Source organism: Erwinia sp. S38, from assembly GCF_016624545.1.
Classification (GTDB): domain Bacteria; phylum Pseudomonadota; class Gammaproteobacteria; order Enterobacterales; family Enterobacteriaceae; genus Erwinia; species Erwinia coffeiphila.
In genome coordinates this window covers 40,755-64,170 of the sequence record NZ_JACVTS010000005.1, presented here as the reverse complement: position 1 = coordinate 64,170, position 23,416 = coordinate 40,755, and the positions used below count along the sequence as shown (strand labels likewise).

Here is a 23,416-nt window from a genome sequence, read left to right as displayed (position 1 = left end):
ATGTTAAAAGTATCGGAACTGAATCAGTACTACGGCGGCAGCCATATTCTGCGCGGACTGTCGTTTGAAGCCCGCCCCGGCGAGGTCACCTGCCTGCTGGGCCGCAACGGAGTGGGGAAAACCACCCTGCTGAAATGCCTGATGGGACTGATCCCCGCCAAATCCGGCACTATCAGCTGGCAGGATAAAACGATTAACAATCGTAAGCCACACCAGCGGGTGCAGGCCGGGATCGCTTACGTGCCGCAGGGCCGTGAGATCTTCCCCCGCCTGACCGTGGAAGAGAACCTGCTGATGGGGCTGGCGCGTTTTTCCGGCGCGCAGGCCGCCAAAGTGCCGGAGGAGATCTGGCAGCTGTTTCCGGTGCTGCTGGAAATGCGGCAGCGGCGCGGCGGCGATCTTTCCGGCGGCCAGCAGCAGCAGCTGGCGATCGGGCGGGCGCTGGCCTGTAAACCCCAGCTGCTGATCCTTGATGAACCCACCGAAGGGATACAGCCTTCGGTGATCAAAGAGATCGGCGCGGTGATCGCCGGGCTGGCGAAACGCGGTGATATGGCGATCCTGCTGGTGGAGCAGTTCTACGACTTCGCCGCTGAACTGGCCGACAGCTATCTGGTGATGTCGCGCGGGGAGATCGTTCAGCGCGGTCGCGGCGAGGATATGGAAACGGACGGCGTACGCGGGCTGGTCGCGATCTGATGTCCGCCCTGGCCGCGCCTGTGTGCGGCCAGGACTGGGTTTCCGGCAGCTTTGCGTGGAATTTGCGGCGCTATCCTATTGAAGGTACACTCCAAATTGTCTGAAATGGCCAGGTTAATGTTGACCTTTACCGTCATTCGCCACATTGGAAGAACCATCATGGAAACCCGGCGCGACGAGCGCATAAATAAGCTGGCCCAGGCGCTGAAGCGCACCGATAAAATCCATCTGAAAGAAGCCGCCCGGTTGTTGGGCGTCTCTGAGATGACCATCCGCCGCGATCTGAATGAAGGTACCGGTGCGGTGGTGCTGCTCGGCGGCTATATCGTTGCCGATCCCATCCGCAATCAGAGCCACTATTTTGTCTCCGACCAGATGAGCCAGCACGTTGAACAAAAACGGCTACTGGGTCTGCGCGCGGCGGCGCTGATTAATCCCAATGAGACAATTTACTTTGACTGCGGCACCACTATTCCGTGGATTATTGACGCGATTGACGACGATATGCCGTTTACGGCCGTCTGCTGCGCGGTGAATACTTTCCTCGCCCTGAAGGAAAAACCGGCCTGCCGGGTGATCCTCTGCGGCGGTGAATTCCACCCGGACAACGCCATGTTTACCCCACTGGGTCAGCTGTCGGTGATGGATAACCTCTGCCCGGATAAGGCGTTTATTTCCGCAGCGGGCGTAGATATCAAACAGGGTGCCAGCTGCTATAACCTGAACGAGCTGCCGGTGAAGCTGCTGGCGCTTCAGCGTGCGCGCCAGCGACTGCTGGTGGCTGACAGCAGCAAATTCGGCAAGGTGCTTCCGGCGCGCATCGCCGATCTCAGCGCCTTCGACGGTCTGATTAGCGATGCCGCTCCGCCGCAGGACCTGGGAATTCCGGTGATCTACCCGTAAAGCGGGCGTTCCTCCCGGCAGCCATTTATTCCCTGCTCGCTAAAAAGCCTGATTTTCAAGCAGGCTTATCCGTAACTGAAGGTCGCTCCGGCTTTACGGCACGGCGACCGCCAGCCCCTCAGGCGTTAAGATTGATCGTTAAGGATCGCCTCGCCGTCGCGCAGACGGCGCAAATTCTCGCACACCCCGGCCACGATCCCGCTGATTGAAATATCGGTCACGCCACCGATATGCGGCGTAGCGATCACGTTGTGGCGGAACAGCACATCCTGCGGATCGGGCGGCTCCTGCCAGAATACGTCCAGCCCTGCACCGGCCAGCTGCCCGCTATCCAGCGCCGCCAGCAGTGCCCTCTTCTCAATCAATCCACCGCGACCCACGTTAATCAGGAAGCTGCCGGGCTTCATCTTCGCCAGCGCAGGTTCGTCGATAATATGGTGGGTTTCCGGGTTATCCGGCAGGCTCAGCACCACAAAATCAGACTCGGCCAGCAGCTGCGGGAGCTGTTCCATAGTGCCCAGCCAGTCCAGCCGATGGCGGCGGGCAAATTCTGCGTCTACGCTGCGCTTTACGCCGATCGTCCGCATCTCAAACGCCGCCAGCCTCTGCGCCAGCGCCTTACCGATGCCGCCGAGACCCACCAGGCCCACGGTTTTTCCCTTCAGCCCCAGGCCTATGGGCTGCCCGAGCCGACGATCCGCCAGCATCTGCGGCACTTCGCTGGCTTTACGCGCCAGGCCCAGCATCATCCAGATTGCCAGCTCGGCAACAGAATCCGCATTGCCGGAGATATCGGTCGGCACGTTGGCGACTGCGATGCCGCGAGCGCGGGCGGCGGCGATATCCACCCGCTCCAGTCCGGCACCCGACTGCTGGATCAGCTTCAGCCGATCGGCCGTTTGCAGCAGCGGCTCGCTGACCTGGGTCATGGTCGGGATCAGCGCATCAAACCCGGCCAGGCTCTTCCCGGCCTGCTCTGCTGAAGCGACAAATTCAACGTCGGGCAGCGTCTCTCGTAGCTGCTGGATCATACCGCCCCAGGCATTTTCTTGCGCCGCGATCAGGACTCTCATCGATATCTCCATAATTTATAAGGCAAAAAAATTAGCATAGCGTTACATGGTGAGAAATCAAACAGATATCCGATTGTTGGGGTGATATCGGGATAATCCGCTGCAAGGTGGCTGTGATTAAGTGGGGAAAACAGCTAAACTCCGTGGTTTGAAGGGGCAACAGTGCGCCCTGCTAATTACTCAGACCATAAGAGGCTCAATCTACGTGGCTCAATTCGTCTATAGCATGCATCGCGTCGGCAAAGTCGTGCCGCCGAAGCGTCATATTCTAAAGAACATCTCACTCAGCTTCTTCCCGGGTGCCAAAATCGGCGTGCTCGGCCTGAACGGTGCGGGTAAATCTACCCTGCTGCGCATTATGGCCGGTATCGATAAAGACATCGAAGGCGAAGCGCGTCCACAGCCGGGGATTAAGATCGGCTACCTGCCGCAGGAACCACAGCTGAACCTGGAACACACCGTGCGCGAATCGGTGGAAGAAGCGGTTGCCGAAGTGGTGAGTGCGCTGAAAGGTCTGGACGAGGTATACGCGAAGTACGCAGAGCCGGACGCAGACTTCGACAAACTGGCCGCACAGCAGGGCAAGTTTGAAGAGATTATCCAGGCGCACGACGGCCACAACCTCAACACCCAGCTGGAACGTGCTGCCGATGCGCTGCGCCTGCCGGACTGGGATGCCAAAATCGCCAACCTGTCCGGTGGTGAACGCCGCCGCGTCGCGCTGTGCCGCCTGCTGCTGGAAAAACCAGACATGCTGCTGCTGGACGAACCAACGAACCACCTGGACGCCGAGTCCGTGGCCTGGCTGGAACGCTTCCTGCACGACTTCGAAGGCACCGTCGTGGCGATTACCCACGACCGTTACTTCCTGGATAACGTGGCGGGCTGGATTCTGGAGCTGGACCGTGGCGAGGGTATCCCATGGGAAGGCAACTACTCCTCATGGCTGGAACAGAAAGACGCGCGCCTGGCGCAGGAAGCCTCAAGCGAAGCTGCACGCCGTAAATCGATTGAGAAAGAGCTGGAGTGGGTGCGTAAAGGTGCCAAAGGCCAACAGTCGAAAGGTAAGGCACGTCTGGCTCGCTTCGAAGAGCTGAACAACACCGAATACCAGAAGCGTAACGAAACCAACGAGCTGTTTATTCCACCTGGAGCCCGTCTGGGTGACAAAGTGCTGGAAGTCAGCAACCTGCGTAAATCCTACGGCGACCGCCTGCTGATTGACGATCTAAGCTTCTCCGTACCGAAGGGTGCGATTGTCGGGATTATCGGCCCGAACGGCGCGGGTAAATCCACGTTGTTCCGCATGATGTCCGGTCAGGAACAGCCTGATTCCGGCGAAATCGTGCTGGGTGAAACCGTTAAGCTGGCCTCGGTCGATCAGTTCCGCGACAGCATGGACAACTCCAAGACCGTATGGGAAGAAGTGTCCGGCGGGCAGGATATTATGCGTATCGGCAACACCGAGATGCCAAGCCGTGCCTATGTGGGTCGCTTTAACTTTAAAGGCGTCGACCAGGGCAAACGCGTGGGCGAACTGTCCGGCGGTGAGCGCGGTCGTCTGCACCTGGCGAAGCTGTTGCAGGTTGGCGGCAACATGCTGCTGCTCGATGAACCGACCAACGACCTGGATATCGAAACCCTGCGCGCGCTGGAAAACGCCCTGCTGGAGTTCCCGGGCTGTGCGATGGTTATCTCGCACGACCGCTGGTTCCTGGACCGTATCGCGACCCACATTCTGGATTACCAGGATGAAGGCAAGATCGAGTTCTTCGAAGGTAACTTCACCGAATACGAAGAGTACAAGAAACGCACGCTGGGCGCCGACGCGCTGGAGCCGAAGCGTATCAAGTACAAGCGTATGATTAAGTAAAACGAAACCGGCGGATTCTCCAGGATTCTGCCATTTCAACGCCTTCAAGCCACGGCCTTCGACCGTGGCTTTTTTATCTGTACCGGAAATCCCTCCCCTCTTTTAAACATCATCCTGTAAAAATATTTATTACACGTTTTCTATGTGTAAAAGTTAACGTCCATTTAAGCATTGTAAGTATAATCTCAATAATCTCCCATATCGCCGGAGGTGGGAATCCTGCTAGTTATGCGATGTAATCATCTTCAATTCAGAGAATTTTCACTATAAAGAAAGAATAATCCACCTTTCCACTCGAATTTCTAACACTCCAGAGAAGTATCTCGTTGAATTTAATAACAAAACATTTATCGAATATTTCTTTAGTAATATTTCTTATTTTTTATTTTTTCAAAATTATTAGTAATACAGCTATTGTATTGCTAATTGACTTGATCTAACATCCTTATCTCAGAAGATTGTTTAAATAATATATCTGACTCATCTAGAACTGCGTATCTTATTCAGGATGAATTTTTAATAAAGAAGTAAATTAGCTATCTTTTGCTTTGATGTATTTACAGGGAAAGTTTTATGAAGGAAAGATTTTTTGTCTCTCCCCCTTTTATCAAACGTCAAGCCGGATTGCTTGCGTTAACATTATTCTCACATCCTTTTCAACCATGTTCGGCCGAAGTTGGTTCTGTTAGTGGACAGTTATTACAAAACAATCCCGTATTAACAACACCGCCCCCTTTACCTACAAAAAATACGGAAAAGCTTACCCCGCCGACGGAAAAAAAGATTGAGGAAGATGAGGGAGGGCCAACGGTATATATATCCGAAGTCATTGTTAAAGATGTATCGGAAAACGCTAAAAGTGACGTTAAACATTTGGTCGATCGTTACAAAAATAAAAACATGACGTTTCCCGCGTTAAAAAATCTCGCTATCAACATTACCAGCCTGCTTCAGAAACACGGTGAAAGGTTAAGTTACGCCTATATTCCAGAGCAAAAAATGCAGAATGGAATACTGATAATGAACGTCATGAACGGCCATATTGAAGCCATCAAAATTAATCAGAATAGCTCGCTGGTTAATGATAAAACGGTTAACCGCTATGTTGCGCAGATGTATGAGTTAAAAGATAAAATAAAAGCATTAGAAACATCCATGTCGCGTATTTCCGATCTGCCCGGCGTGGAAAACCTTTCATCTTTTCTTAGCGTGGGTAACGAAGCTGGCGGCAGCATATTGGCCCTTGACCTCACTGCCGCACCACGTTTAAACGGCACGGTGCTGTTTGACAATATGGGATCAATTTCCAGCGGACGCAGTCGTCTGGGAGTCCAGCTGAACGTCAACAGTCCGTCAGGAATAGGGGACAGGCTTCAGGCTCTGGCCTATGCTGCACCGGACTTCTTGCAGACAAACAATGACAGTAAGCACGGTAATACGCTGATAGGCCGTTTGTCCTATGATGCACCGGTTAACGTTAAGGGATGGCGTTTAGGTGCCGCCGTATCTCGTGTGAGTTATCGGCTAGGCGGGCCGGTGTTACACGGACTGGGCGATGGCTTTGCCGACGTCGCCTCACTCTATAGTAGCTGGACTCTGTTACGCCGTGAGAAAAGGACCATCAATCTTGGCGCTACGTTTGACTATAAGCGTATGCAGGATAAGTTCTGGGGGATGAAAAACATTCGCCATGCACCGATATTGTCGTTACAGCTTTCCGGTGATAATCAAGGCGAATTGTGGGACAGACCGAATATTTTGCAGTATCAGTTCTCCCCGTCCATTGGGCGATTGAGCAATCTGGATGACTGGAACGGCAATCATACCCGGGGCCGTTTCGTTAAGCTGACAGAAAATGCCACTTTTATGCAGGCGCTTTACCCCCGTATTAGCTTCACCCTGAATTTTTCGGGGCAGCAAACCAGCAAAAATCTGGATGGGGCTGAACAAATGTCGCTGGGTGGCCCCTACGCCGTTCGTGCATACAGCAACTCTGCTGCCAGCGTGGACAGCGGCTGGGTAGCCTCCCCCTCGCTGAATCTGGCACTGCCCTGGTTCGAGAATGCCAGCCTGAATCTCTTCTACGATTATGGCAAAGGAAAAATTCAAAAATTCGCGCCATCGACTCAAAAAATCGTGCTCAAGGGTTATGGCGTGGGGTTGAATTATCAATTAAATAGCTGGTTCTTTATTAATGCCAGCTATGCATGGCGGCAGGGGAAAGATGAACTTCTCGGCCCGCAAAATAAATCCACTGGTTGGATAACCACAGGCATTAACTTCTAAAAGCAGAATATTAGACAGAAAATGCCTTTACTAAAAATAAGCACAAAGGGAATGTTATGGAAAACAAAAATGCAGTAATCAGACCGCTTGCTTTAGCCGTCGCGCTATCGTTTATTGGTGGGGCAAGCGCCGTCGGTACGGGTACGGTGGTTTCCGGTTCAGGCTCCATTATCAAAAATGGAAACCAGGTAAAGGTTCAGCAAAACACTGACAAAATGATTGTTAACTGGAACAATATGAACGTCGGAAAAAATGAAAGCCTGAAATTTAACCAGCCTAACGTAAATGCTGCCGTTCTCAATAAGATCAATAGTATTGATCCAACAGTGATTGCTGGTGCCTTGAATGCAAATGGTAAGGTGTTTATTGTCAACCCTAACGGGGTGCTCATCAGTAAAGGCTCATCAATCAACGTGGGAAGCCTGATTGCATCATCCCTGGATATCAGCAACAAAGATTTTCTTAGTGGAAAGATTAACCTGAAAGGGAATGGAAAAGGCAAGATCGTTAACGAAGGGGATATTACCGCCGCAAAAGACGTTGCCCTGGTGGGTGGCGGTGAAGTCACGAATAACGGTAAGATTTATAGCAAGTACAACGGTACCGCCCTCGCTTCAGGAAGCGATATCACTCTGTACTTCCCGGAAATGGGTAAGATGTCCGTCAAAGTTAATAAAGGCAGCCTGAATGCATTAATTAACAACGGCGGTATTATCATTTCTGACAGGGGCGATGTGACGCTCACTGCCTGGGCTACGGATACCTTAACCCGTGGCGTCATTAATAATACCGGCGTGCTGGAAGCAAGAGGCGTCCAGGGTCTTCTTGATGGCGGGGTTTCCCTCTCCAGCAACGGCGATGTTAACCTTGGCGGACAGGTAGCCGCTCATTATGCCAGGAAAATCGAAGCTGTCGGTAAGAATGTTAACGTAAGCGATGGGACTGTACTTAGCGCAGAGTCGACCGTGCTGAGCAGTACCCGCGAAAATGGGTATGTTAAGGTTGGCCGTATCGACTCTAAAAGAGGAACCCCTGCCATCTCCGCCGACAACGTTTTGACTACGGCAGCAGGTAACAAGTCAACGTTTTCCAGCGATGTCGAAGTCTATACACGTACACCAGGCAAAAATATTGATATCGCTGATACTTCGGTAAAAACTGAAAGCCAGATCCGTAGCGGAAAAGGTGTGGTGAGTGCTGGCCTGATAAACGCCGTTGCTGAAAGTGGAAATGCGTTAAAAATTCAGAATGCCGAAGGTGATATTAACGTCAATAATGCACAACAAAATTACGGAAAACTGACGTTAAATACCGATAAAACCGTCAATATCAACCGCCAGATGACCGGTGAAAGTCTTCAGATTTCTGCACAGCAGGTTAATCAGGCCGCCGGTGCAAAAATCAACATGGAGAATTTTGCCCAACTGTACAGCGCCTCAGACCTGAAACAGAACGCAGATATTGTGTCTGATAGTATTATCTTAAGTAGCAATAATTTCCAGCAAAGTGAAGGCACCAATACTGTAGGAAATGATGTCAACTATCAAGCAGTTAAGATGGATCTTTCCGGCAATACGCAAGCCGACACGCTGAATGTGTATGCTAATAAAGCATCAGAAAGCGCGAAGGGAAAAATCTCAGCAAACAGGCTTGAACTAAGTAGTGGGGATTATGATTTTAGCGCAGGTAAAAACCGTATTGATACCGTTCGCACCAGTGTGAATTCGTTAAGCCTGTCAAACACAGAAGATATTTCTTTAGATTTCAACTCATCCGTTGATGAAGTTCTTAATATAAAAGGGGATAAGAACGTTTATCTCAATGGTGATAGCAACTTATATGGAAATAGTAATATAACCGCAGCCAAAGATGTCATCGTTAAAGGACGAGTTCAGGTTGGTGGTGATCTCACGGTTTCTGGTAATAACATCACTTCTGAATCTCCATTCGAATGGGATAACGAAGCTTTTGGCTCCCTTAATTCGAATAAAAGCATCACGTTAGTGGCGAAAAATGACATTTTTATGCCAACCATTAGCGTCACTGACGGTCGTTACCCATCCTGGGGCGAACCAGAAAGTAATAACATTAACAATCTGAATGTCACTGCGAAAAACATTAAACTTGATAGTATCAATGTTAAAGGAAATACTAACCTGACTGCCACCAATGGCTCATCTGGAAATATCACTCTGGGAGATTCAGACCTTAAGGGTAATTTGACCGTAAAAGCATCAGGGGATATGACTCTCAATAAAAACCTGGTAGCGGGGGGAGACGTCAACATCAATGCGAACAATCTGTTATCAGATTTTTCGGAAGGGCAGTATCCGTGGTTACCAAAAAGCCTGAGTAGTCTCACTGGTAAAAATGTCAACGTTCAAATTGACAATGACATTAAGCTTGGCGGAATTAACGCGGTTTCTGACAACTATTATTCCACTAAAGATGGCAATGCCTCGATTACCGCAAACAATGTTAATCTGGATAATTTAAATGCTATGTCCAACCTGGCCGTTTCCGCTAAGGATAACGTAGCGATAAAAGCATTCAGTCCACAGGGATATTCCTTCAATAGCAGCGGTAATGGCACGGTTGCCAAAATCAATGCAAATACTGTCAACATTGATTCGTCTTATGCCTCAACTAAGGTTGAGATAACAGCTAACAAAGATATTCATTATAATAAGAGTGCAAATTCCGAAGGCACTTCGCTGACCTCAAAAAATGGCAGCGTATACCTTGGAAATGGCGGAGGTTATTATAGCGACGGAAGCAATCACAAAACGCTGACTATCAATGCTGCGAATAAGGTTGACATTAAAGATAATCTTTCTGTATTTGGTGACTTATCCGTAACCGCAGGAAAACCCGGCATCTCCCTGCCATCTGATTTAAATGTATATGGCAATACTGTCTTCACAACTCCGGGAGATATTACCTCTAGTGCTTTCCTTACAAGTCATAATTTCAACAAAAATTTAACGTATATCCTGAGTAAGGACAGTAAAATTACTGCCTATAATCAATATACAAAACCGTGGGTTTTTGGAAAAACCCAAACAATCATTAAAAAGTAAGTTAACGAGAGGGCGAACCACAATGGCCGCCCTTTTTTTCAAATGCATAAACCCACTGGTTAGATAACAACAGGAATTAATTTCTAAAAGAAAATTTTAGACAAAAAAATGCCTTTACTTTATATAAACAAAAAGGAAATGTTATGGAAAACAAAAATGCAGTAATCAGACCGCTTGCTTTAGCCGTCGCGCTATCGTTTATTGGTGGGGCAAGCGCCGTCGGTACGGGTACGGTGGTTTCCGGTTCAGGCTCCATTATCAAAAATGGAAACCAGGTAAAGGTTCAGCAAAACACTGACAAAATGATTGTTAACTGGAACAATATGAACGTCGGAAAAAATGAAAGCCTGAATTTTAACCAGCCTAACGCAAACGCTGCCGTTCTCAATAAGATCAATAGTATTGATCCAACAGTGATTGCTGGTGCCTTGAATGCAAATGGTAAGGTGTTTATTGTCAACCCTAACGGGGTGCTAATCAGTAAAGGCTCATCAATCAACGTGGGAAGCCTGATTGCATCGTCCCTGGATATCAGCAACAAAGATTTTCTTAGTGGAAATATTAACCTGAAAGGCGATGGAAAAGGCAGGATCGTTAACGAAGGGGATATTACCGCCGAAAAAGACGTAGCCCTGGTGGGTGGAGGTGAAGTCACGAATAACGGTAAGATTTACAGCAAGACCAATGGTACTGCCCTCGCCTCAGGAAGCGATATCACTCTATTATTCCCGGAAATGGGTAAGATGTCCGTTAAAGTTAATAAAGGCAGCCTGAATGCATTAATTAACAACCGCGGTATTATCATTTCTGACAGGGGCGATGTGACGCTCACTGCCTGGGCTACGGATACCTTAACGCGCGGCGTCATTAATAATACCGGTGTGCTTGAAGCAAAAGGCGTCCAGAGTCTTCTTGACGGTGGTGTTTCCCTCTCCGCCAACGGTGATATTAACCTTGGCGGACAGGTAACCGCTCATGGCAATAGCAGTATAACCGCGACCAAAGACGTCAACGTCATGGGAAGTGTTAAAGTTGATGGTGACCTCAATGTTTCTGGTAATAACATTATCTCTAAATCTCTGGACAACTGGGACGAACCTCATGGGGCCCTGACTTCGGGTAAAAGCATGACGTTAGATGCAAAAAATGACATTATTATGCCATACATCAACGTCACTGATGGCATTTACTCATACGAGCCACAAAGTAATAACACTAACAATCTAAATGTTAATGCTAAAAATATTACTCTGAATAATGTCAATGTTAAAGGTAATACTAACCTGACTGCTATAAAAGGTTCATCCGGAACAGATGCCCCATCCGGAAATATCACCCTGGGAGATTCTGATCTTAAGGGTAATTTGACCGTAAAAGCATCGGGGGATATGACTCTCAATAAAAATATGGCGGCGGGCAGTGACATCAACATTACTGCGAACAATCTTCTATCAAATTCTTCGGCAGGGAAGTATCCGTGGTTACCAAAACAATTGAATACTATCAGCGCGAAAAATGTCAACATTAAAGTTGACAACGACGTTAATATCGGTGCAATTGTAGCGACTCCTAATAATATTTTTGACACTAAAAGTGGTAATGCCTCAATCACCGCAAAAAATGTTATCTTGGATCGTTTAAATACCATGTCCAACCTGACAATTTCCGCTGAGGATAAGGTATCGATAAAAGACTTCAATCCACAGGCTGTCTATGGCTCCTATATTATCCCTGTTGCTAAAGTCAGTGCAAATACTGTCGACATTGGTAAGTCTTATGCTTATTCCAATGTTCAGATAACTGCTAACAATGATATCCGTTATGATAATAGTGCGAATCTGCGTGACACTTCTCTGACCTCAAAAAATGGCAGCGTGTACCTTGGACGTGATTATGGCACCAGCGGCACTCACAATAATCTGACCATCAGTGCCGCAAATGGTGGGGTTAACATTAAAGATCAGTTCACTGTATCTGGTAACTTATCCGTTACCGCAGGAAAACAGGGTATGTTCCTACCATCTTCATTGTATGTAAATGGCAATGCTGTATTTACAACTCCGGGGGATATTCTGGCTAATTCTTTTTATTCAAGACATTATTTCAACAGGAACTTAACCTATATCGTGAGTAAAAACAGTAAAATAACTGCCCATGGCTTTATGGGTCCAACTGTTAGAGGAACAACCAAAAAAATCATTAAAAAATAAGTTAACGAGAGGGCGGGCCACAATGGCCGCCCTTTTTTCAAATGTAATTGTCCGTAGACGCATACTGGGAAAATTATTTTTAATAATTTGCCAATGTCTCATTCAAAACATTCACTTCCTTTACTAGATGTAGAAAGATTTGAATACCTCAGAATGCATGGCGAATTCAATAAATGAAGCCAGCGCAGGCGTATTCAGCTTACGTCCCGGATACACCAGCCACAGCTCGTTCCCTTCAACTTGCCACTCTGGCAGCACCTGTTTCAGGGTACCTGCAGCTATCGCCTCCTCGGTCAGAAAACGCGGTAACAGCGTGATCCCTGCATGATTCAACGCACACTCACGGGCATACACCAGATTATCGGTCATATGCGTCGGCGGCAGTAGCCAGCGATAATAGTCATTTCCACGTTTCAGCCCCCATTCACTCCAGGCATGATGGGCAATACAGCGGTGCTCGGAGAGTTGGGCAGGCTCGCACAGCGGCACATGATGCGAAAGATACTCGGGCGAGGCCACCAGCAGGCGCTCACAGTAGCCAATCCGGCGACCTATCAGCGATGAATCCTGTGGCTGCCCGGTACGCAGCGCAATATCAAATCCTTCCTGAACCAAATCGCGGATCTGGTCGGAAACCAGCACCTCCAGCGTAACGTCGGGATAGGTCAGCTGAAACGCCGCATTAAACCGCGCCAGCAGCGTTGCGCCAATCCCGGCCGGGGAAGTGATGCGCAGACGGCCGCTGGGGTTTTCCCGCAGGCGTTCGATGGCCTGCCCCGCTCGCTCGCTGGCCTGCATCATCTCCTGACAGTGAACCAGATAACGTTCGCCGGCAAAGGTCAGGTTCAGCTGTCGGGTGGTGCGATTAAGTAAGCGCAGGCCCAGCGCCTGCTCGAGCTGGCTGATGCGCTGGCTGACGCTGGATTTCGGCAATCCGGCACGTTTCGCTGCTGCGGTAAAACTGCCGCATTCGGCCACCAGCGCAAAGAGCGCCATATCCTGAAGCTGTCTGAACATGATTGTTCACCTGAGAAGAACACTGAGTGCGTTATTGTCCATCTTATCACCATCACGCCGAGCTTCTACACTGATGTTAACTCACTAAGGAGAACAGTATGACCATCAAAGCAATTGCCATTAACCCGGAAAACCCGCAGCAGTTTATTGAAATTCAGCAGCCGCAGCCGACGCCAGGCGAGTATGATCTGCTGGTGGAAGTGAAGGCCGTCTCGGTTAACCCGGTCGATACCAAAGTACACAAAGGCGCGCAGAAGAACGGCCTGCAGCAGCCGCGTATTCTCGGCTGGGACGCCAGCGGCGTGGTACTGGCCGTTGGCAGCAAGGTCAGCGGCTTTAGCATCGGTGATGAAGTTTATTACGCGGGTGATATCACCCGCCCCGGCAGCAACGCCACGCAACAGCTGATTGATGCACGTATTACCGGCCACAAGCCGCGTAACCTCGACTGGGCGCAGTCGGCGGCGATCCCGCTCACCGCGCTGACCGCGTGGGAAGGTCTGTTCGATCGTCTGCAGATCGACAAGGCAGCAGAAGGTAAAACGCTGCTGATCGTCGGTGGCGCAGGTGGCGTAGGATCGCTGGCGATCCCATTTGCCAAACTGCACAGCAAAGTCAAAGTGATCGCCACCGCTTCGCGCCCGGATTCCGCACAGTGGTGTAAAGATCGCGGTGCCGACCTGGTGATTGATTACAAAGATATGCCGGCGGAGCTGGAGAAACACGGCCTCAAATATGTCGATTACATCTTCTGCCTGAACGACACCGACGGTCACTGGGCAGCCATGAGCCAGATTATCGCGCCGCAGGGCCAGATTTGTACCATCGTGGAAAACGAGAAGCCGCTGAGCATGGACCAGCTGAAGCTGAAAAGCGCAGCGCTGCATTTTGAGTTTATGTACACCCGCAGCATGTTCACTACCGACGATATTGCCCGCCAGGGCGAGATTCTGGATGCCACCGCTAAGCTGCTGGATGAGGGTGAAATTGCCACCTCGCTGAGCAAAACGCTGCATGGCCTGAGTGTGGAAACCCTGACCAAAGCGCATCAGCTGGTGCTGGAAGGCCATATGCGTGGCAAAGTGGTGATTGTGTATTGAGTCTCGGCGGGGTCGGCATCCGGATCGCACCGATTGCCGCCCGATTGCTTGATGCCGGGCTCAGTGACAAGTGCATCATGATGCGCAATCCGTCTCTCTCCACCGTTACAGTGCGGTGGAGAGAATTCACGACAGCAGTGACCCCCTTCCACCGCCGCCGGTTGCAGCAGGAAACGTTTACAGCCCCTGCCACCTTTACTGCGCGCCCAGCATCTCCTTCACCAGATCCACACAGCGCAGGAAGCGTTCGTCATAATTATCCTGCTCGACGTGAACAAAGCTGATGCCGTTCTCATTCAGCATCGATACCAGCAGTTCCTGGAACTCTTTGCGATCGACCGAACTGCCCAGGCTGCGCAGGCCGTCGGCCACCCACGGTACATTGTTCTCCACCAGAATCACCAGATCGAAGCGGTACTCATCGATGAGCGCCTGCACAAAGGGATGTTCACGCCCTTCATACTTCTTGCAGAAGGCCTGAGTGGTGACAAAATCGGTGTCGATAAAGGCCACTTTATTGGCATATTTCACCGCGAAATCAATGTACTGCGCCTGCCCCAGCGCAATTTTATCGTAGTCGGAATACTGCAGCGCCATCTCATCACCGCCAAGGTGCGAGAAAACATAATCGCGGCCAAACTCCCATGCGCTGGTCGTGTTAAAGATGTTCGCCAGCTTGTTGACCAGCGTCGATTTCCCGCTGGACTCGCCGCCGAGGATCGCCACGGTGCGCACGAAGAACGGCTTCACTTCGGTGGGAATGTATTCCCAGTAACGGAACGGGTCCTGGCGGATCTGCCCGCCGCTGATGCTCATAAACGATCGCTGCGGATCGATAACCACCGTATCCACGCCCAGATGCGTTTTAAACTGCGGTGCATCGCCCTCTTCGCTGGTATAGATGCGGTCGGGCACGATACCACGATCGTCCATAAACGCACGGACGCCTTCACTCCACACGTCCCAGCCGTGGGGATAAGGCTCCATCCCCTCTTCGTTAAACGAGTGGATGCGGATGTTTTTCTGGTACTTAAAGGTCTGCAACAGCCAGCGAAGACGGTCGCTGACGGTCGGCTGCTGCGACATCGCACTGTCTTCAAACAGTTTTTTGTCGCGCGGTTCGTCGTAGCCCATGATGATATGCAGCTCGTCCACCTGGCTACAGGCGCGCTGGATCAGATAAATATGGCCGGTATGCAGGGGATAAAATTTGCCGAACACCACGCCGATGGTTTTTTCACGGCGCGGAAACTCCAGGCCAAGAAAGCGGTGCAGCGCCTCCAGCTTTTGCGCGCTGGGGCTTTTGATTTTGGCATTCAGCAGCTGGCTCAGGTAGCCCTTGGTCATGCCGCTGGCGTCAGCAACCTGCTGTAGCGTGCAGCCCTGCTGGCGAATGGCGGTTTTCAGATAATCAAACGACGACACAATATGCCTCCTGCGCGATCGGCGGGCCAGTCCGGCCCGCCCTGTCTCATTATAGGTCGTCAAGAATCGCCAGCGCATCCGCCAGCTTCTTCACTCCGTAAACCTTCATATTTTCCGGCATTTTCTTCGGTACGTTGGCAGCGGGAACGATAGCACGGCGGAAACCATGCTTTGCCGCTTCAGAAATTCTCTCCTGGCCACTCGGCACCGGACGGATCTCCCCGGCCAGGCCAACTTCACCGAACACCACCAGATCCTGAGGCAGTGGACGATCGCGCAGGCTGGAGACCATCGACAGCATCAGCGCCAGGTCGGCGCTGGTTTCAGTGACCTTCACGCCGCCCACCACGTTAACGAAGACATCCTGGTCGGCCATTTGCAGACCACCGTGGCGATGCAGCACCGCCAGCAGGATCGCCAGGCGGTTCTGCTCCAGACCCACCGCCACGCGGCGCGGATTGCCCATCATCGAGTGATCGACCAGCGCCTGAATCTCCACCAGCAGCGGACGCGTTCCTTCCCACAGCACCATCACCGAGCTGCCGGAGGTCACCTCATCACCGCGGCTGAGGAAAATCGCCGACGGGTTGCTGACTTCGCGCAGACCCTGTTCGGTCATGGCAAACACGCCCAGCTCATTCACCGCACCGAAGCGGTTTTTATGGCTGCGCAGCGTACGGAAGCGTGAGTCGGCATCGCCGTCCAGCAGCACCGAACAGTCGATGCAGTGCTCCAGTACCTTGGGACCGGCCAGCGATCCGTCCTTGGTTACGTGGCCGACCATGACGATGGCCACGCCGCGGGTTTTGGCGAAGCGCGTCAGATAGGCGGCGGTTTCACGCACCTGCGCTACGCTGCCCGGCGACGACTGGATGTCCGCCATATGCATCACCTGAATGGAGTCGATCACCATCAGCTTCGGCTGTTCCTGCTCGGCGATCAGGCAGATCTGCTCAATGCTGGTTTCCGACAGCATATTCAGATTTTCGGTCGGCAGCCCCAGGCGATGCGCGCGCATCGCCACCTGCTGTAATGACTCTTCCCCGGTAACATAAAGGGTTTTCATTCCCTCCGACAGCTTGCACAGCGTTTGCAGCAGCAGCGTACTCTTGCCCGCCCCCGGGTTACCGCCGATCAGAATCGCACTGCCCGGCACCACGCCGCCGCCCAGCACGCGGTCAAACTCTTTAAACCCGGTGGTAAAGCGCGGCAGCGCCTCAAGGCTGATTTCCGACAGCTTCTGCACGCGACTGGTCCCGGCACTGCCGGCGTAGCCTGACAGGCGCTCGTTGCGCGCAGCAGCAGGAGACGCGGCCAGCCGCACCTCGGTGATGGTGTTCCAGGCATGGCAGGCGCTGCATTGCCCCTGCCAGCGCGGATAGTCTGCGCCACATTCATTACAGACAAAGGCGCGTTTTACCGCTTTAGCCAAAACTTCCCCTTAACGCTCTTCGTGAACCAGGCTGCCGCTGAGAATACAGAACACGCCCATCAGATCCGCATGACGAATGGTCACCGCAGCCTGTTCATTAACTTTTGGCTTCGCGTGGTAGGCAATACCCAGCGCGGAGGCCTTAATCATCGGCAGATCGTTCGCGCCGTCGCCGACCGCCACCGTTTGCTCCGGCGCAATGTTAAACCGCTCGGCCAGACGCTTCAACGTATCGGCTTTATACTGCGCATCAACGATATCGCCCAGCACTTCACCGGTCAGTTTACCGTCGCGGATTTCCAGCACGTTAGCAGCAACGGCCGACAGGTGCAGGGTGTCGCGCAGGTGCTCGGCATAATAGGTAAAGCCGCCGGAAGCGATCGCCACCTCCCAGCCCAGCGCCTGTAGCTTCTGCACCAGCGAAGTCAGACCCGGCATCAGCGGCAGCACATCGCGCACCTGCTTGAGGATATTGGCATCGGCATCTTTCAGCGTGGCCACGCGCTGGCGCAGGCTGGCGGCAAAGTCCAGCTCGCCGCGCATCGCGCGTTCGGTGACTTCGGCCACCAGCTCGCCGCTGCCAGCCAGCTTGGCAATCTCATCGATGCACTCAATTTCAATCGCCGTCGAATCCATATCCATCACCAGCAGACCCGGTGTTTTCAGATGGGGAATGCGGCCCAGCGGCGCAACGTCCAGACCCAATTCATGGGCAAGCTTGGTGGCGCGCGGGGTCAGGGAACCCGCCAGGCGCAGCACCTGATAATCTTCCACGCCCCAGGCACTGACGATCACCATCGCCGCACCCAGACGGTGCTGATAATCCGTCAGGCGGGCTTTGTCGAGCTGACGCCCATACAGCAACCAGCCGGTTTGGCCCGCGCGGTAGTCCAGCGGCATCACTTCATCACCGCTGAGAGAAAGAGGTAACCCCGGCCAGAGAGAGACATCGGAAGGCAGGTCGCACCAGGTCAGACTATTTGGCATTACAGCTCCTGTAGGGACTTAATAACTACGACAGAACGACGATAAAGCTGGCAAGAGGCTACCCTGTTAGCCCGCCTTCTGGCAACATAAAGCAGGTCTGTCTGTCTATTTTTTGAAGGGTCACGATGGCAAAAGCCAAACTTAAATTCCGCCTGCATCGAACGGTGATTGTGCTGATCTGCCTGGCGCTGCTGGTGGTACTGATGCAGGGCGCATCCTGGTTCAGTCTTGGCCGCCAGATGGCCCGCTCGGGGCAGGTTGAAGAACTGGCCCAGACGCTGACCCGCCAGGTAGCGTGGACCCTGACGCCGCTGATGGAAAACAGCGACGATAATCACCAGAAAATCGTCGACACGCTCGACCAGCTCACCCATGAAAGCCGTATTCTCGACGCGGCGGTCTACGATGATGACGGCAGTCTGATCGCCCGCAGCGGCGAAACCATCAACGTGCGCGACCGCCTGGCGCTGGACGGCCAGCGTGCCGGTAGCTACTTCAATCACCAGATTGTCCAGCCGCTGACCAGTAAAGATGGCCCACGCGGCTTTCTGCGCGTTACCCTGGATACCCACGTACTGGTCACCGAAGCCAAGCAGGTGGATAACACGACCAACATCCTGCGGCTGATGATGCTGCTGGCACTGGCTATCGGCATTATTCTCAGCCGCACCCTGCTGCGCGATCGCCGCACCCGCTGGCAGCAGTCGCCGTTCCTGCTGACCGCGAATAATCCCCTCCGTGAAGACAGCGACGGCGATACTGAAACCGAAACCGAAACCGAGAGCGACTCTCCCGCCGCCGATGACGTAAAAGACTCACCAAATTCCCCACCAACAAATAGAGCTATTCCTCTGGAATAGCTCTTCGTGTCCTGTACAGATTCCCTGTTCCGCAGCATGTTGTTTATCGGTAAGGCGCATAAGCGCCACCTTTGTGCACCCAGTAAACTTAAGGAGAAACATATGCAACGGAACTCTCTGATCGCCATTCTGATCGCCACAGCAGGCTTGTATTTTTCCAGTGCGGCCTTTGCTGACAGCGTTCCAAAAGGTCTGACCGTCTACGCGACCGAGAAAGAACAGACCTCAAGGTCTGAAGGCGATCTTAACAACTACGGAAAAACCTTCGAAGTCACGTTGGAAAACCTGACGTCAAATTCGGTCGATCTGAACAATATCTGCCTGCGCGGCTATTCCCACGAGGGCAAAGAATTTCCGGTTGCACGGGTTCAGGAGGCGCTGACCAAAGGGAAGCTTAAACCACAGAAAAAAGTGACCGGTCTGGTGGTATTCTCCGCGGCTGATGACAGCGTTTTCGATGTCAACCAGTTGAAGATTGCACATAACTGCGGCTAAAAACGCGCAAAAAAATGGGAAACAGCGAGGCTGGCGAATGCCAGCCTCAGCGGGGAATTACTCTTTGTCACCCAGCAGAACCGACTCCAGCGCGATCACAACCATATCGCTGAAGGTCGTCTGGCGCTCGGCAGCAGTCGTCTGCTCGTGAGTGCGGATATGATCGGACACGGTACAAATCGCCAGCGCTTTTGCACCGAACTCGGCGGCAACGCCGTAGATACCGGCTGCTTCCATTTCCACGCCCAGGATGCCGTATTTCTCCATCACGTCAAACATCTGCGGGTCCGGCGTGTAGAACAGATCGGCGGAGAAGATATTCCCCACGCGGGCATCTACGCCCAGCGCCTTCGCTGCATCCACGGCGTTACGCACCATATCGAAGTCAGCAATCGCTGAAAAATCATGATCTTTGAAGCGCATACGGTTCACTTTGGAATCGGTGGAAGCGCCCATACCAATCACCACATCGCGCAGTTTAACGTCGGCGCGTACCGCACCGCATGAACCTACGCGAATGATTTTCTTTACGCCGAATTCCGTGATCAGCTCTTTCGCATAGATTGAGCAGGACGGGATACCCATGCCGTGGCCCATTACAGAGATTTTGCGGCCTTTGTAAGTACCGGTGTAGCCCAGCATGCCGCGCACGTTGTTCACTTCAACCGCGTCCTGCAGGAAGGTTTCCGCGATATGTTTCGCGCGAAGCGGGTCGCCCGGCATCAGAACCACGTCAGCGAAATCACCCATCTCAGCGTTAATATGAGGCGTAGCCATGTTTTAATCCTTATTTATCAGGCCAGGCTGATGCCTGGCCGGTTATGAGTAGTATTACGTGTTGCCGCCCGTTGGAGCGACAGCATTACTTCAGCAGGTTTTTACCGTATTCCATCGGCGACAGGCCAAAATAGCTGGCAACCGTCTGACCAATGTCGGCAAAAGTATCGCTATAGCCCAGATAGCCCGGCTTCACGCCAGGACCATAGATCAGCACCGGGATATGTTCGCGAGTGTGTTCAGTGCCGGCCCAGGTCGGGTCGCAGCCGTGGTCGGCGGTGAGGATCAGAATATCACCCTCTTTCACCAGCGCCATCAGCTCCGGCAGACGGCGGTCAAACAGCTCCAGCCCGCCCGCGTAGCCGGGAACGTCGCGACGGTGACCCCAGGTGGAGTCAAAGTCGACGAAGTTGGTGAACACGATGCTGTTATCCGGCGCAGTGGTCATTTCCGTCACGGTGGCGTCAAACAGCGCGTCCAGACCGGTGGCTTTCACTTTTTTAGTGATACCAACGTGAGCATAGATATCGGCAATTTTACCCACCGAAATCACTTCTCCCCCCTGCTCATCCACCAGTTTTTTCAGGATGGTTGGTGCAGGTGGCTCTACCGCCAGATCGTGACGGTTGCCGGTACGCTCAAAGTGCCCGGCCTTATCGCCGACAAACGGACGCGCGATCACGCGGCCAATGTTGTAGCCGCCCTCGGTCAGCACTTCGCGGGCGATTTCACACAGCTCGTAAAGGCGATCGAGGCCAAATGTCTCTTCGTGGCAGGCAATCTGGAACACCGAGTCGGCAGAGGTGTAGAAAATCGGCTTACCGGTTTTCATATGCTCTTCGCCCAGCTTGTCGAGGATCACCGTACCGGACGAGTGGCAGTTACCGAGATAACCCGGCAGGTTGGCTTTTTCCACCAGCAGATCCAGCAGATCCTGCGGGAAGCTGTTTTCCAGATCGCTGAAGTAGCCCCAGTCAAACAGCACCGGCACGCCGGCGATTTCCCAGTGGCCTGACGGCGTATCTTTACCGGAGGAAAGCTCGCTGGCATAGCCGTAAGCGCCGATGATTTCCGCGTCTTTATCCAGTCCCAGCGGGAATTTACCCGTGGAGGCCTCTGCGGCTTTGCCCAGACCCAGTTTGGTCAGATTAGGCAGGTTTAGCGGACCTTTACGCCCTTTATCGGCTTCACCCTTGAAGCACGCCTCGGCAATGTGTCCGAGGGTATCCGAGCCTTTATCACCGAATTTGTCGGCGTCTTTACTGGAGCCTATTCCAAAGGAATCAAGCACCATAATAAATGCACGTTTCATCCTGATCTCCTGCGCGATTGTCGCGATGAGCGTTAAAAAAATGCGATCAGAACAGAATACCGCTTATTGCGAGATTCTGCGATAGATAACCGGTGTTTTCTCGGGCTGCATCTCAGACAGCGTGACCGCCGCTTTGACGGCGGCAGCGGCTTCCTGCCAGCTCTCTTCGCTGGAAGCGTGGATCACCGCCAGCGGCTGCTGGCCGTCCACCACCGTGCCAAGGGCTGCGACGCCGCTCAGTCCAACGCTGTAGTCAATACTGTCGCTGGCGCGGCGGCGACCACCGCCCATCGATACGACCGCCATGCCCAGCGCACGGGTATCCATAGCGCTGACAATACCGGTTCGATCGGCGTAAACCGCTTTGCTCAGCATCGGCGCAGGCAGATAGCTGTCCATACGCTCGATAAAATCGGTCGGGCCTTTCTGTGCGGCCACCATGCGGGCAAAGATTTCTGCGGCGCGGCCGTTATCCAGCACGGTCTGCAGTTTGGTTTGTGCCTCTTCATCCGACCCGGCAAGGCCACCGGAAATCAGCATCTCGGCGCACAGCGCCATGGTGACTTCCAGCAGGCGTGGGTTACGGTATTCTCCGGTGAGGAACTGCACCGCTTCACGGACTTCCAGCGCGTTACCAGCGGTAGAGGCCAGTACCTGATTCATATCGGTCAGCAGCGCGGTGGTTTTACAGCCCGCGCCGTTCGCCACGCCGACGATCGACTGCGCCAGCAGTTCGGACTGCTCGAAGGTTGGCATAAACGCACCCGATCCCACTTTCACATCCATCACCAGTGCATCCAGCCCTTCGGCCAGTTTTTTCGCCAGGATCGAAGCGGTGATCAGCGGGATCGAATCCACCGTCGCGGTGATATCACGGGTAGCGTAGAAGCGCTTATCCGCCGGGGCCAGCGAGTTGGTCTGACCGATGATCGCCACGCCAACCTCTTTAATGATCTGCCGGAAACGATCGTCCTGCGGGAAGATATCAAATCCGGGGATCGCTTCCAGCTTGTCCAGCGTGCCGCCGGTGTGGCCGAGGCCGCGGCCGGAGATCATCGGCACATAGCCGCCGCACGCGGCGACCATCGGTCCGAGCATCAGTGAGGTCACGTCACCGACGCCGCCGGTGGAGTGTTTGTCGACGATCGGGCCGTTGAGGTTCAGCGACTGCCAGTTCAGTACCGATCCGGAGTCGCGCATGGCCATGGTCAGCGCCACGCGTTCCGGCAGCGACATGTCGTGGAAATAGATGGTCATTGCCAGCGCGGCAATTTGTCCTTCAGAGACCGTATTGTCGCGTACGCCGTTGATGAAGAAGCGGATTTCTTCTTCACTCAGCGCCTGTCCGTCACGTTTTTTTCGAATAATTTCCTGTGGCAGAAACACGGTAACCTCCAATAAGTTTAGTGTGGCCGGTATGACGATCGATGCCGATGTCGTTGCCTGCCGGAATAGCGGTCTACGCTGGCTGCCGGTGTCTGTGTCCAGGGCGGGTCCTCGCGCCGCTTTGCGGTGCCTTCACTCCGCTCGTCAGCCTGCCGGACCGGCTCAGACGGCACATCCTTGTGCCGACCGAGCCTTGCGCCCGCGTCCTGCGGGCGCATCCTGGCTTCCTCTCTCCGTTCAGCGCTGCGGATTGCCCTTGCCACAGACACCGCCAGCCTGCTTTGTTCCGTTAGTGTCGTCTTTGTGAAACACCAGGTCTGATGCTTGTTTACTTGCTATGTCTGCGGCTCCCAGCATCTGTTGCGTTGAATGCTATGCACAACGGATTAACCCTACCACCGACACTGCCAGCCCGCTTTGTTCCGCTGGTTTCGTTTTTGAAAAACAGCAACCGAGATGCCTGATGGTGACGGGCCTCTGCGGTGGCTTGATGGCAATCCG

At 52.9% G+C, this 23,416-nt stretch carries 17 protein-coding genes; 9 read left to right on the top strand and 8 right to left on the bottom strand.

The window, feature by feature from the left end; genetic code table 11:
• Both urtE and deoR read left to right on the top strand, forming a co-directional pair.
• Positions 1-699, top strand: coding sequence for an urea ABC transporter ATP-binding subunit UrtE (urtE, locus tag IBT46_RS07495; RefSeq protein WP_200545117.1), 699 nt, complete (start codon positions 1-3; stop codon positions 697-699).
• 159 nt (positions 700-858) lie between these two features.
• Entirely contained in the window at positions 859-1,602 is a 744-nt protein-coding gene (deoR, locus tag IBT46_RS07490) for a DNA-binding transcriptional repressor DeoR (protein ID WP_200545323.1), read from the top strand.
• Between the two features lie 125 nt (positions 1,603-1,727).
• On the opposite strand, the gene IBT46_RS07485 is transcribed toward deoR, so the two are convergent.
• Entirely contained in the window at positions 1,728-2,675 is a 948-nt protein-coding gene (locus IBT46_RS07485) for a 2-hydroxyacid dehydrogenase (protein WP_200545116.1), read from the bottom strand.
• A gap of 205 nt (positions 2,676-2,880) precedes the next feature.
• Here IBT46_RS07485 and ettA point away from each other — a divergent pair, with 205 nt between their 5' ends.
• From ettA to IBT46_RS07465, 4 genes are all read left to right on the top strand, one after another.
• A complete protein-coding gene (gene ettA / locus IBT46_RS07480) occupies positions 2,881-4,548 on the top strand; it encodes an energy-dependent translational throttle protein EttA (RefSeq protein ID WP_200545115.1) in 1,668 nt (555 codons plus the stop codon).
• Positions 4,549-5,121: 573 nt separating this feature from the next.
• Positions 5,122-6,834: a ShlB/FhaC/HecB family hemolysin secretion/activation protein gene (locus IBT46_RS07475; RefSeq protein WP_200545114.1), complete on the top strand. Its 1,713-nt coding sequence runs from the start codon at positions 5,122-5,124 to the stop codon at positions 6,832-6,834.
• A gap of 56 nt (positions 6,835-6,890) precedes the next feature.
• Positions 6,891-9,914: a filamentous hemagglutinin N-terminal domain-containing protein gene (locus tag IBT46_RS07470; protein ID WP_200545113.1), complete on the top strand. Its 3,024-nt coding sequence runs from the start codon at positions 6,891-6,893 to the stop codon at positions 9,912-9,914.
• A 143-nt stretch (positions 9,915-10,057) separates the two neighbouring features.
• Entirely contained in the window at positions 10,058-12,124 is a 2,067-nt protein-coding gene (locus IBT46_RS07465) for a filamentous hemagglutinin N-terminal domain-containing protein (protein WP_200545112.1), read from the top strand.
• A 123-nt stretch (positions 12,125-12,247) separates the two neighbouring features.
• Here IBT46_RS07465 and IBT46_RS07460 read toward each other — a convergent pair whose 3' ends face one another.
• Positions 12,248-13,144 carry a LysR family transcriptional regulator gene (locus IBT46_RS07460; protein ID WP_200545322.1) on the bottom strand — a complete coding sequence of 299 codons (897 nt, stop codon included), beginning with the start codon at positions 13,142-13,144 and terminating at the stop codon, positions 12,248-12,250.
• A gap of 95 nt (positions 13,145-13,239) precedes the next feature.
• Here IBT46_RS07460 and IBT46_RS07455 point away from each other — a divergent pair, with 95 nt between their 5' ends.
• Positions 13,240-14,241, top strand: coding sequence for a zinc-binding alcohol dehydrogenase family protein (locus tag IBT46_RS07455; RefSeq protein ID WP_200545111.1), 1,002 nt, complete (start codon positions 13,240-13,242; stop codon positions 14,239-14,241).
• Between the two features lie 195 nt (positions 14,242-14,436).
• On the opposite strand, the gene nadR is transcribed toward IBT46_RS07455, so the two are convergent.
• The 3 genes from nadR to serB are packed head-to-tail and all read right to left on the bottom strand — an operon-like array spanning position 14,437 to position 18,085.
• Positions 14,437-15,666, bottom strand: coding sequence for a multifunctional transcriptional regulator/nicotinamide-nucleotide adenylyltransferase/ribosylnicotinamide kinase NadR (gene nadR / locus IBT46_RS07450; RefSeq protein ID WP_146114185.1), 1,230 nt, complete (start codon positions 15,664-15,666; stop codon positions 14,437-14,439).
• 49 nt (positions 15,667-15,715) lie between these two features.
• Complete coding sequence (gene radA, locus IBT46_RS07445; RefSeq protein ID WP_105594809.1) at positions 15,716-17,098, bottom strand: DNA repair protein RadA; 1,383 nt, start codon at positions 17,096-17,098, stop codon at positions 15,716-15,718.
• Positions 17,099-17,107: 9 nt separating this feature from the next.
• A complete protein-coding gene (gene serB / locus IBT46_RS07440; protein WP_200545110.1) occupies positions 17,108-18,085 on the bottom strand; it encodes a phosphoserine phosphatase in 978 nt (325 codons plus the stop codon).
• Between the two features lie 125 nt (positions 18,086-18,210).
• Here serB and IBT46_RS07435 point away from each other — a divergent pair, with 125 nt between their 5' ends.
• Together IBT46_RS07435 and IBT46_RS07430 are read left to right on the top strand one after the other, a co-directional pair.
• Positions 18,211-18,945: a YtjB family periplasmic protein gene (locus IBT46_RS07435; RefSeq protein WP_200545109.1), complete on the top strand. Its 735-nt coding sequence runs from the start codon at positions 18,211-18,213 to the stop codon at positions 18,943-18,945.
• Positions 18,946-19,047: 102 nt separating this feature from the next.
• Positions 19,048-19,440: a DUF4354 family protein gene (locus IBT46_RS07430; RefSeq protein WP_200545108.1), complete on the top strand. Its 393-nt coding sequence runs from the start codon at positions 19,048-19,050 to the stop codon at positions 19,438-19,440.
• Between the two features lie 57 nt (positions 19,441-19,497).
• Here the strand turns inward: IBT46_RS07430 and deoD are convergent, their stop codons facing one another.
• The 3 genes from deoD to deoA form a co-directional block, all read right to left on the bottom strand.
• Positions 19,498-20,217, bottom strand: a complete 720-nt coding sequence (gene deoD / locus IBT46_RS07425) for a purine-nucleoside phosphorylase (protein ID WP_105594813.1) — start codon at positions 20,215-20,217, stop codon at positions 19,498-19,500.
• An 85-nt stretch (positions 20,218-20,302) separates the two neighbouring features.
• Complete coding sequence (gene deoB, locus IBT46_RS07420; protein WP_105594814.1) at positions 20,303-21,529, bottom strand: phosphopentomutase; 1,227 nt, start codon at positions 21,527-21,529, stop codon at positions 20,303-20,305.
• Between the two features lie 63 nt (positions 21,530-21,592).
• The gene (gene deoA / locus IBT46_RS07415) at positions 21,593-22,915 is read right to left on the bottom strand and encodes a thymidine phosphorylase (protein WP_200545107.1); all 1,323 of its coding nucleotides are present in this window, start codon (positions 22,913-22,915) and stop codon (positions 21,593-21,595) included.
• Between the last annotated feature and the right edge of the window lie 501 nt (positions 22,916-23,416).

Bases quoted from the DNA above. Each gene is read 5' to 3' on its own strand.
- urtE (WP_200545117.1), top strand. From the start codon at position 1: ATGTTAAAAGTATCGGAACTGAATCAGTACTACGGCGGCAGCCATATT.
- deoR (WP_200545323.1), top strand. From the start codon at position 859: ATGGAAACCCGGCGCGACGAGCGCATAAATAAGCTGGCCCAGGCGCTG.
- IBT46_RS07485 (WP_200545116.1), bottom strand. From the start codon at position 2,675: ATGAGAGTCCTGATCGCGGCGCAAGAAAATGCCTGGGGCGGTATGATC.
- IBT46_RS07475 (WP_200545114.1), top strand. From the start codon at position 5,122: ATGAAGGAAAGATTTTTTGTCTCTCCCCCTTTTATCAAACGTCAAGCC.
- IBT46_RS07470 (WP_200545113.1), top strand. From the start codon at position 6,891: ATGGAAAACAAAAATGCAGTAATCAGACCGCTTGCTTTAGCCGTCGCG.
- IBT46_RS07465 (WP_200545112.1), top strand. From the start codon at position 10,058: ATGGAAAACAAAAATGCAGTAATCAGACCGCTTGCTTTAGCCGTCGCG.
- IBT46_RS07455 (WP_200545111.1), top strand. From the start codon at position 13,240: ATGACCATCAAAGCAATTGCCATTAACCCGGAAAACCCGCAGCAGTTT.
- serB (WP_200545110.1), bottom strand. From the start codon at position 18,085: ATGCCAAATAGTCTGACCTGGTGCGACCTGCCTTCCGATGTCTCTCTC.
- IBT46_RS07435 (WP_200545109.1), top strand. From the start codon at position 18,211: ATGGCAAAAGCCAAACTTAAATTCCGCCTGCATCGAACGGTGATTGTG.
- IBT46_RS07430 (WP_200545108.1), top strand. From the start codon at position 19,048: ATGCAACGGAACTCTCTGATCGCCATTCTGATCGCCACAGCAGGCTTG.
- deoD (WP_105594813.1), bottom strand. From the start codon at position 20,217: ATGGCTACGCCTCATATTAACGCTGAGATGGGTGATTTCGCTGACGTG.
- deoB (WP_105594814.1), bottom strand. From the start codon at position 21,529: ATGAAACGTGCATTTATTATGGTGCTTGATTCCTTTGGAATAGGCTCC.